Origin of the sequence: Pseudomonas amygdali (assembly GCF_002699855.1) — a bacterium.
GTDB classification, from domain to species: Bacteria; Pseudomonadota; Gammaproteobacteria; order Pseudomonadales; family Pseudomonadaceae; genus Aquipseudomonas; species Aquipseudomonas amygdali.
The window spans coordinates 1-9,625 of record NZ_LKBW01000077.1; the positions used below are offsets into that span (position 1 = coordinate 1).

The 9,625-nt window shown below is 60.1% G+C and carries 6 protein-coding genes; 3 read left to right on the forward strand and 3 right to left on the reverse strand.

The features are described from left to right. Positions 1-273 precede the first annotated feature (273 nt). Positions 274-843: a xanthine phosphoribosyltransferase gene (locus tag AO277_RS07735; protein ID WP_002551388.1), complete on the reverse strand. Its 570-nt coding sequence runs from the start codon at positions 841-843 to the stop codon at positions 274-276. A gap of 53 nt (positions 844-896) precedes the next feature. After that, positions 897-2,906 carry a DNA helicase Rep gene (gene rep / locus AO277_RS07740; protein WP_004660029.1) on the reverse strand — a complete coding sequence of 670 codons (2,010 nt, stop codon included), beginning with the start codon at positions 2,904-2,906 and terminating at the stop codon, positions 897-899. Between the two features lie 205 nt (positions 2,907-3,111). On the opposite strand from rep, the gene AO277_RS07745 reads away from it, so the two are divergent. Beyond that, the gene (locus AO277_RS07745) at positions 3,112-4,776 is read left to right on the forward strand and encodes a putative bifunctional diguanylate cyclase/phosphodiesterase (protein ID WP_099258887.1); all 1,665 of its coding nucleotides are present in this window, start codon (positions 3,112-3,114) and stop codon (positions 4,774-4,776) included. A gap of 12 nt (positions 4,777-4,788) precedes the next feature. On the opposite strand, the gene AO277_RS07750 is transcribed toward AO277_RS07745, so the two are convergent. Further along, entirely contained in the window at positions 4,789-6,168 is a 1,380-nt protein-coding gene (locus tag AO277_RS07750) for a NorM family multidrug efflux MATE transporter (RefSeq protein ID WP_044319871.1), read from the reverse strand. Positions 6,169-6,323: 155 nt separating this feature from the next. On the opposite strand from AO277_RS07750, the gene AO277_RS07755 reads away from it, so the two are divergent. Together AO277_RS07755 and AO277_RS07760 are read left to right on the forward strand one after the other, a co-directional pair. Continuing rightward, positions 6,324-7,244 (forward strand): LysR substrate-binding domain-containing protein, encoded by a 921-nt coding sequence (locus AO277_RS07755; protein WP_002551384.1) that lies wholly within the window; start codon positions 6,324-6,326, stop codon positions 7,242-7,244. A gap of 184 nt (positions 7,245-7,428) precedes the next feature. Beyond that, positions 7,429-9,342: a methyl-accepting chemotaxis protein gene (locus AO277_RS07760; RefSeq protein ID WP_044319872.1), complete on the forward strand. Its 1,914-nt coding sequence runs from the start codon at positions 7,429-7,431 to the stop codon at positions 9,340-9,342. The last annotated feature ends 283 nt before the right edge of the window (positions 9,343-9,625 follow it).

Here is a 9,625-nt window from a genome sequence, read left to right on the forward strand (position 1 = left end):
CACAATATTCTTTCACGGCTGCGAGTTTTGCCTGCACTGTATATTTACCCATGACGCCTCCAAAGGTTGCGTCCAACCTTCGGGGGTCATACCAGCGTGCGGAACGATAATCGTAACTATCGTACGGCGCCCCCCACTGGAGCGTGCGGAACGATAACCGCAACCATCGTGCGGCGCTCCCCCACTGGAGCGTGCGGAACGATCATCGCAACTATCGTGCGGCGCTCCGCGTCGCATGCCTTTCCGGACGCTCTGCGTCCTCCCTTGAACACGTTACTTGAACGTCACAACCCCACCGGCCAGGGATTCAACCCGCGCCAGCGATTCCACTCTATAGCCCTGTGCATCCAGTTCGGCACGGCCGCCCTGGAAGGACTTCTCGATCACGATCCCCAGCCCGGCCACGGTCGCACCGGCCTGCTTGATGATCGAGATCAGCGCCTGCGAGGCTTTGCCGTTGGCGAGGAAGTCATCGATGATCAACACGTGATCGTCGCTGCTCAGATGACGCGGCGAGATCGCCACGGTGCTCTCCACCTGCTTGGTGAATGAGTACACGGTCGCCGACAGCAGGTTTTCGGTCAGGGTCAGGGACTGGTGCTTGCGGGCGAAAATCACCGGCACGCCCATGTTCAGACCCGCCATGACGGCCGGCGCAATGCCGGAAGCTTCGATGGTCACGATTTTGGTCACGCCAGCATCGGCGAACAGACGGGCGAATTCGTCACCAATTTCCTTCATCAAGGCCGGATCGATCTGATGGTTGAGAAACGCATCGACTTTCAGCACCTGATCGGACAATACGATGCCTTCTTCGCGAATCTTCTTGTGCAGTGCTTCCACTTCAATTCCTAGACTGCGCCATTGCGCAATAAATGATCAATTTCGTTTGTCGACTAGCGTTTCAGCATGGCGCGAATATCGGCAAGCGCGGTATTGCCGCGAACGGCTTTGACTTCCGTCGGAGTGTCGTCATTGCCTTCCCAGGCCAGATCATCCGGGGGCAGCTCATCCAGAAAGCGGCTTGGCGCGCAGTCGATGATTTCACCGTACTGCTTGCGCTTGGCGGCGAACGTGAAGGCCAGAGTCTGCCGCGCGCGCGTAATGCCGACATAGGCAAGACGGCGTTCTTCTTCGATGGTGTCGGCTTCGATGCTGGAGCGGTGCGGCAGGATCTCTTCTTCCATGCCCATGATGAACACGTAAGGAAACTCCAGCCCCTTGGAGGCGTGCAAGGTCATCATCTGCACGCCTTCAGCACCATCTTCCTCTTCCTGCTGACGCTCAAGCATGTCGCGCAGGACCAGCTTGCCGATGGCTTCCTCGATGGTCATACCGCCTTCTTCGTCCTTTTCCAGCGTGTTTTTCAACGCCTCGATCAGGAACCAGACGTTACTCATCCGGTAATCAGCGGCCTTTTCGCTGGAGCTGTTCTGCCGCAGCCAGTTCTCGTAGTCGATGTCCATGACCATGCTGCGTAGCGCGGCAATCGGGTCGTTCTGCGCGCATTGCTGGCGCACGCCGTCCATCCAGCGCTTGAAGCGCTGCAAACGGTCGGTGTAACGGCTGTCCAGGTGCTCGCCCAGGCCGATTTCTTCGGTGGCGGCGTACATCGACACCTTGCGTTCGGTGGCGTAGTTACCGAGTTTTTCCAGCGTGGTCGAGCCGATTTCTCGACGCGGCACGTTGATGACCCGCAGGAAGGCGTTGTCGTCGTCCGGGTTCACCAGCAAACGGAAATACGCCATCAGGTCTTTCACTTCCTGGCGACCGAAGAAGCTGTTGCCGCCGGAGAGTCGATACGGCACCTGGTGGTGCTGCAATTTGAGTTCGATCAGCTTGGCCTGGTAGTTGCCGCGATACAGGATGGCGAAGTCGCTGTAGGGCCGGTCGGTGCGCAGGTGCAGGGTGAGGATTTCCATCGCCACGCGCTCGGCTTCGGCATCTTCGTTACGGCAACGGATGACACGGATTTCGTCGCCGTGGCCCATCTCGGACCACAGTTGTTTTTCGAAGGCGTGCGGGTTGTTGGAGATCAGCACGTTGGCGCAACGCAGAATACGGCTGGTGGAACGGTAGTTCTGCTCCAGCATGACCACTTTCAACGACGGGTAGTCGTCCTTGAGCAGCATCAGGTTTTCCGGTCGCGCACCACGCCAGGCGTAGATCGACTGGTCGTCGTCGCCCACCACGGTGAACTGATGGCGCGAACCGATCAGCAGTTTAACCAGCAGGTACTGGCTGGCGTTGGTGTCCTGATATTCGTCCACCAGCAGGTAGCGCACCTTGTTCTGCCATTTCTCCAGAATGTCGGCGTGTTCCTGGAACAGCTTGACCGGCAGCAGAATGAGATCATCGAAGTCCACTGCGTTATACGCCTTGAGCGTGCGCTGGTAGTGGGTGTAGACGATGGCGGCGGTCTGTTCCTTGGGGTTGCGGGCGTTTTCCAGCGCGTCGGCAGGCAGGATGAGGTCGTTTTTCCACGAACCGATCATGTTCTTGATTTCGTCGACACCGTCGTCGCCCGAATACTCTTTCTGCATGATGTCGGTCATCAGGGCCTTGACGTCGGTCTCGTCGAAGATCGAGAAGCCCGGTTTGTAGCCCAGCCGCGTGTGTTCCTTGCGGATGATGTTCAGACCCAGGTTGTGGAAGGTCGAGACCGTCAGGCCGCGTCCTTCGCCGCCTCGGAGCAGCGTACCGACGCGCTCCTTCATCTCGCGAGCGGCCTTGTTGGTAAAGGTCATGGCGACAATGTACTGGGCGCGGATGCCGCAGTTCTGGATCAGGTGCGCAATCTTGCGGGTGATCACACTGGTCTTGCCGGAACCGGCACCGGCGAGCACCAAAAGAGGGCCGCCGACGTAGTTCACGGCTTCCTGCTGCCGGGGATTGAGTCGGGACATGGCGGTATGAAGAGTCGTCTGTAAAAAAGGTCGGGCATTTTAACAGGCCCACGGGTTTGTGCAGCGGTCATCGTAGCCAGGCAGTGATCGCTATCTAATTCTTCTGTTTTTGTTACATTTGCGCCGCGACGCAACGATACGTGTATTTGTCACGCTCCAGCGGGAGTGCGGCCACCGGTTTTTCCTTTGCACTTAGGAAGTTAGATTGCCTACACCTGTCGAACCCTTGCGATTGCTGTTATTGGCGCACGAGCCTTTCTGGTACGCGCTGCTGCGTGATTGCCTCACTGCGCCGGGCAGCAACGTAATACTTCTGCATGGCGAGAACTGGGACGCTTTCAGCGCCGGGTACGCTAACGAGCGCAGCACCGTGCTGCTGACAACGCCCGACCTGCAGCCCAGAACCGGAACCTGCCTGCTGCCCACCGTGGTGCTGCTCGAAAAGGAACCGCTGGTCGGACCGAGTGGCGTCAGTGACTGGCTGGTGCGCGATGCATTGACCGGCGATGCGCTGCGCCGCTGCCTGCGCTATGTCCACGAGCGCAGTCGCCTGGAAGACAGCCTGCGGCGTCTGGTCGGTCAGGACCCATTGACCGGCATCGCCAATCGTCAGGGTTTTCAGGCGCTGTTGACGGCGCGTCTGGCCGAGGGTGGCAGCCTGGCGCTGGGGCATCTGGACCTGGACAACTTCCGCCGCGCCAACGATTCGCTGGGGCATCAGGCCGGTGACCGACTGATTCTGCAAGTCGTGGCACGTCTGAAAAACCAGCTCGCTGCGGGCGATCAGCTTGCACGCCTGGGCGGCGACGAATTCGCCCTGTTGATTGACACCCGCACAACACCTGCACGCGCCATGCAACTGGCCGAGCGAATTACTGACGTGCTGTCCGAACCCTACTGGGTCGATGGCGAAAGCCTGCTGCTGGGTTGCAGCCTGGGCATTGCCCATTCACAAACCCGGCCCGAAGCAGACCCGCTGATGTGGCACGCGCACATCGCCATGCGCCAGGCCAAGAGCATGCAGGGCTGCACCTTTCATCTGTTCGAAGAGCGCATCAACCGCAACGCCCGCAGCCTGGCCGATCTGGAAGGCGAGCTGCGACGAGCCCTGCGCCGCGATGAACTGGAGCTGCATTATCAGCCACGGCTGTGCCTGGAGACCGGGCGCGTTGTCGGCCTGGAAGCGCTGGTACGCTGGCGCCACCAGGCGCGCGGGCTGCTGCCGCCCAGTGAATTCGTGCCATTGGCCGAGCAAAGCGGCCTGATCGTGCCGCTCGGCTACTGGGTCATCTTCCGCGCCCTGCGTGACATGCAGGCCCTGCGCGAGCAAGGATTTGCGCCGTTGCATATGGCGATCAACCTGTCGTTCCGGCAATTTCAGGACAGCCAGTTGTTGCCGACACTGAGTCGCCTGATTGAGGAGCTCAGCGTCGACGCGCACTGGCTGGAGTTCGAACTGACCGAAACTGCCGTCATGCGCCGCAGCGATCAGGTCCTGCAGACCATGGACGCAATGCGGCGGCTGGGTGTGCGCTTCTCGCTGGATGATTTCGGTACGGGCTATTCATCGTTCATGCACCTCAACAGCCTGCCCATCGCGCTGCTCAAGATCGACATGGGCTTTGTCGGGCAGATGGAGCTACGCGAAGAGAACCGCAAGCTGGTCAACGCCATGATCAAGCTGGCCCACAACCTGAACCTGGAAGTGGTCGCCGAGGGCGTCGAAACCGCCGGGCAACTGGAGTTGCTGCGCGATTTCGGCTGCGACCAGGTGCAGGGTTATCTGATCAGCAGGCCGCTGCCGATAGCGGGTCTGGTGGCTTACCTGCGCTCGGAAGCCGCCAATACGGGTGCATCAAACTCCGGATGACGGCGCGCCGGATCAGGCCGGCACCGCCAACCCGGCTGCCTCCCGACGCAACAGGCGAGCCGTCTTCCATTCAAACGCATAGGTCAGCGCCACGGCCGAGCAGAACAGACCCAGCGCCAGCCCCCACCAGACGCCTGAAGCACCGGCATCGGTAGAAAAGCCGAGCAACCATGCGGCAGGCGCGGCAATCAGCCAGTAACAGCCCAGACCGATCAGGAACGTGGTGCGCGCATCCTTGAGCCCGCGAATCGCCCCCATCGCAATCGTCTGAGTACCGTCGAAGAACTCGAACAGGGCCGCAATGGCCAGCAGTTTTGCGGCCAGCACGACAATCTCGGCAAAGGCCGGGTCATTGATATCCAGAAACAGGCCGATGACCACATTAGGCGCCAGCCAGAACAGCAACCCGAACATCAGCATCACGCAGCCGCCAAAACCGATGCCCAGACGGCCCGCCACGCGCACCATCAACAGGTTGCCCGCGCCATAATGCTGGCCGATACGCATGGTTACCGCATAGGACATTCCCACCGGAACCATGAACGCCATGGACACTGTCTGCAGGGCGATCTGGTGCGCGGCCATTTGCGTACTGCCCATTGCCCCCATGCAGAACGCTGCGAAGGTGAACAGGCCGACTTCCACCGCATAGGTCCCGCCAATCGGCAGGCCGAGACGCCAGAGTTCTTTCAGGTGGGTGCGCGACAGCTTCGAAAGCCCCTTGCTGATCGGGTAGGCCGCGTAGGCCGGATGGCGCTTGATATGCAGTGCCAGCGCCAGGGCCATGCAGTTGGTCACGATCGCGGTCACCAGCCCGATGCCCATCAGCCCCAGATTCGGCAGCCCGAGCCATTGATGAATCATCGCGTAATTGAGCACGAAGTTTGCGCCCGCACCGGCCAGACTGATGGCCATCACCGGCCCCGCACGCCCAAGTGCACTGGTGAAGCCGCGCAAAGCCATGAAGCTGAGCAAGCCAGGCAGTGCAAAGGGCAGGGTGATCAGAAACTGGGCAGCCATATGCACGTTGGCTTCGGCCTGGCCGAACTGCAACAGGATGGGCTCGAGGTTCCACAGCAGCAGCGCGGCAACCAGCGCCATGCCCCACGCCAGCCACAGACCGGCCTGGGTCAGGCGCGTCGCACCTTCGGTATCACCTGCACCATGGCGAATCGCGACCAGCGTGCCGACCGCAGCCATCACGCCCACGCAAAAGAATGAAACAAAGCTGTACGTGGCCGCACCCAGGCCACCGCCTGCCAGCGCCTCCGGGCCGATCTTGCCCATCATCACCGTGTCGGTGAACACCATCAGCATGTGCGCCATCTGCGATGCAATCAGCGGCCCGGCAAGGCGCAGGATGATCCAGAGTTCTTTAAGTGCGGGCTGCATGTGGGCGGTGCTCTACGGCGGAGTTCGGATAAGCGCCTATTCTGGGCGGTTGGACGCGCAAGCACAAAACGATAAACCTGATGCGCTGCATGAGTAAAACTCATCTGAGACGATTTGCAGTAAAGTAGCCACTCATCGCCAGCAGGAAGCGCCATATGCCTCGCAGTCTCCCCCCTCTTTATGCACTAAGGGCGTTTGAAGCTGCGGCGCGGCATACGTCGTTCACGCGAGCGGCCGAGGAGCTTTCGATCACTCAAAGTGCAGTAAGCCGTCACATCCGCACGCTGGAAGAGCACTTTGCCTGTCGTTTGTTTCAGCGCAACGGGCGCAACTTGCAACTGACTGAATCAGCGCGTGCGCTGTTGCCCGGCGTGCGTGATGGGTTTCTGGCGCTTGAGCGAGCCTGCAGCACCTTGCAGACCGACGAAGGCATTCTGCGCATGAAAGCGCCATCGACGCTGACCATGCGCTGGTTGCTGGCGCGGCTCAGTCGCTTCCGTCATCTGCAAGTAGGCAACGAGGTGCAGCTGACCAGCGCCTGGATGGATATCGATGCCGTGGACTTTACTCTGGAGCCTTTCGACTGCGCGATTTTACTCAGTCACGGGCATTTCCCCTCGGACTGGGAAGCCACTTTGCTGTTCCCGGAGCTGTTGATTCCGGTGGGGGCACCTACGTTGTTGAAGGACCCGCCATGGGACGTGAAGCGGCTGGCCAAGGCCGAGTTGCTGCATCCCACCCCTGACCGGCGTGACTGGCGCACCTGGCTGAACCGCATGGGGCTGGCCGATCAGGTGTCGCTCAAAGGCGGGCAGGTGTTCGATACGCTTGAGCTGGGAATGATTGCAGCAGCACGCGGTTACGGCGTATCGATGGGCGACTTACTTATGGTCGCCGAAGACGTGGCGCAGGCCCGTCTGAGCCTGCCGTGGCGCACCGCGGTATTCAGCGGAGAAAATTATTATCTGGTCTGGCCGCGCACAAGGCCCGGCGCAGAGAGGTTGCGTCGCCTCAGCGATTTTCTGCAGACGGAAGTCAACGCTATGGAGTTGCCGTTAGTTGAAGTACTGCATTAAAAATTAGTTTAGTATTGAACTGCCATCATTGGTTAATGTCGCGACCGTTACTCAAGTAACGACTCTGGTGGCCGAAGCACTGCTTAACGAATGCCTGTTCAGGCAGCTTAAAACACTCATTAATTTGTTCGCTGAATGGTAAGCCACGGATCAGGCAACTCCAATCATTCGGCATGGAGTCTCTATGTCCAAGCCCCGTACCCGAATTGCCTCGCAACTCGGTATTGCTCTGGCCGTGATCCTGGCTGTGGTTATCAGCGGCAGCACCCTGTTCGCGTTAAGGTCTCTGGACGCGTCCAACCTGGTCATTCGCGAAGAGCACATGTCGAGCGAAGCCAGATTGCTCGCCGACCAGTTGAGCACGTTCCACAGCACCCTGCGCGATAGCACTCAGCGCCTCAGTGGTCTGTTCGAAAAGCGCTTTGCCGGTGGCCTGAACCTGCAACCCGACAAACCGGTCACGGTAGCGGGCACTTCCACGCCAGGCCTGTTTCTGCGTGATACCGCACTGAACAACGATTTTGCCGAGGTTGATGAATTCCGCTCGATGACCGCGGGCGTGGCGACGATTTTCGTGCGCAGCGGCGACGACTTCGTCCGTATCAGCACCTCTCTGAGCAAACAGGATGGCACGCGCGCCATCGGTACCGTGCTGGATCGCAAGGGCGCAGCCTACGAGCGTTTGATCGCCGGTCAGAGCTATGTGGGCAAAGCGGTGTTGTTTGATCGCTATTACATGACTCAGTACAGCCCGGTTCGCGACAGCAGCGGCAAGATCATTGCGGCGCTGTTTGTGGGCTTCGATTACACCGACGCACAGAAAACCCAGTTCGATAACCTCAAGAGCTTTCGCATTGGCTCTACCGGCTCGCTGGCACTGCTGGACGAAAAAGGTGCCTGGCTGGTTCCGCCGGCGGGCGTCAAATCTCTGGACGGTGCAGCGAAGTCCGTTGCCGACCTCGCCAGCAAACCGGGCAAGGCGCAGTTCTGGGATGACGGCGATGACGACTACTACAGCGTTGGCCAGCCGTTCGCCGGCGGCCCCTGGACCGTCATCGCCAGCATGCCGCGTGACGAAATCAGTGAAGTGACCTGGAACGTCGGCACCCAGCTGGCCATCGGCAGTGTGCTGGCCATGCTGATCGCAGTGATCAGCGCGATCTGGCTACTGCGCAGCAAGCTGCGTCCACTGTCCGAACTGGTACGCCAGGCCGATGCATTGGGTGCGGGCGACCTGAGCGTACGCCTCAATGTGACCAGCAACGACGAGATCGGGCAACTGTCGGGCAGCTTCAACAAGATGAGCGAAGCGCTGTCATCAATGGTGTCGCATATCCGCACCGCGGCGCAGGAAGTCAGCACGCGCGCCCACGCATTGTCCGGCCTGTCCGGCGGCGCGTTCGAGGGCATGGAGCAACAGTCCGGCGAGATCACCAGCATGGCCGGTGCCGTCGAGGAGTTCAGCGCCACGTCGATGAACATCGCTGACAACATGAGCAATACCGAGCGTCTGGCACAGGAAAATGCGCAGCAGACGCGCATTGGTCGTACCTCGATGGACGAGGCGTCTTCATCGCTGCAACAGATCGCAACCTCGCTGAGCAGTACAGCAACGGTCATCGACACACTGGGCCAGCGTTCGCAGGAGATCGGCAGCATTGTCGGGGTGATTACCTCGATTGCCGACCAGACCAACCTGCTGGCACTCAACGCCGCCATCGAGGCCGCACGTACCCGTGAAGCGACGGACGAAATCTCCGGCATGATCGCCAGCATTCAGCAGGAAACCGGCAACGCCATCAGCACCATGCAACAGGGCAACACCCTGATGCAGGAAGGCCTGGCGCTTAACGCCAAAGTGGCCTCGGCACTGGCCCAGATCGACGAACAAAGCCGCTCGGCCGGTCACCAGTTCGCCGCCATCACCACCGCCACCCAGGAACAAAGCAGCACCGCCACCATGCTCAGCAGCAACCTGCAAAGCATCGCCATGGCCAACAGCGAACAGCGCCAGGTGATGTCCAACCTGGCGGTCACCGCTCAGGAGCTGAATGGGTTGGCGACAGAACTGCGTAACGAGGTTGACCGGTTCCGTTGATGGCTGCTGGAAGCCTCACGACTATCGTGCCGATGCTCCGCGTCGGAGAGCGATAAGTGCTCTCAAGAACACCATCGTACCCATGCTCCGCGTGGGTATGCCGTTCTGGACGCTCCGCGTCCGGTCTTGCGTTTGCGGTGCGGCGCAGACTTGTGACGCAGAGCGTCACGAACGGCATTCCCACGCTGGAGTGGTATGACCCCCGAAGGTTGGACGCAACCTTTGGAGGCGTCATGGGTAAATATACAGTGCAGGCAAAACTCGCAGCCGTGAAAGAATATTG

What these genes read in the sequence shown, in the direction of transcription:
- AO277_RS07760 (WP_044319872.1), top strand. Translation starts at nt 7,429, where the DNA reads ATGTCCAAGCCCCGTACCCGAATTGCCTCGCAACTCGGTATTGCTCTG.
- AO277_RS07750 (WP_044319871.1), bottom strand. Translation starts at nt 6,168, where the DNA reads ATGCAGCCCGCACTTAAAGAACTCTGGATCATCCTGCGCCTTGCCGGG.
- AO277_RS07755 (WP_002551384.1), top strand. Translation starts at nt 6,324, where the DNA reads ATGCCTCGCAGTCTCCCCCCTCTTTATGCACTAAGGGCGTTTGAAGCT.
- rep (WP_004660029.1), bottom strand. Translation starts at nt 2,906, where the DNA reads ATGTCCCGACTCAATCCCCGGCAGCAGGAAGCCGTGAACTACGTCGGC.